The following is a 629-nucleotide window of genomic DNA, read 5'->3' as shown; positions in this document are numbered from 1 at the left end:
GATGGAACTGAGAGTGAGGAGAGCTATACAGATGTGGCTTCAGCGTTTGCCGGTGTAGGAACATCTTTCACGGATTTACATAAAGAGATTACCAATGAGATTAGCACTGCTCAGGCTGACGCGTTGTTGTGGGATAAGGCTAAAGGTGCGTTTGTAGCGACGCATGGTGAAGAGAAGACAAGCAGCAAGATCACATCGCTTGCCAATGGGTCTATAAGTAAAGACTCAAGTGATGCTGTAGCGGGTAACCAGCTATATGCTCTAGGGAGTGGTGTTGCGAAGTCTTTAGGTGGTAAAGCTAAGTATGAGAATGGCACATGGACAGCTCCTACATTCGCAGTTAAAAAGTTTTCATCTGATGGTAGTGTTACTGCCTCGAGTTATAGCGATGTCGCGTCTGCCTTTGCTGGTATTGGTGATTCATTCGATAATGTTAAAGATAAAATCGATAATGTTAAGGATGAAATTACCGAAGAGATTACCAATGAAATTAGCACTGCTCAGGCTGATGCGTTGTTGTGGGATAACTCCAAAGGTGCATTTGTAGCGACACATGGTGAAGAGAAGACAAGCAGCAAGATCACATCGCTTGCCAATGGGTCTATAAGTAAAGACTCAAGTGATGCTGT

Annotated in this window: 1 pseudogene; it reads left to right on the top strand. The window is 44.0% G+C overall.

From position 1 onward, the window contains the following. Positions 1 to 33: 33 nt before the first annotated feature. A pseudogene (locus ACFILW_RS10335) lies at positions 34 to 629 on the top strand (hypothetical protein); the annotation flags it as partial.

The sequence above is a fragment of the Bartonella sp. TT110JLCBS genome, assembly GCF_042193405.1.
GTDB lineage: Bacteria > Pseudomonadota > Alphaproteobacteria > Rhizobiales > Rhizobiaceae > Bartonella.
Note: the sequence above shows the minus strand (reverse complement) of the source record. Positions and strands in the feature narration are given on the sequence as shown.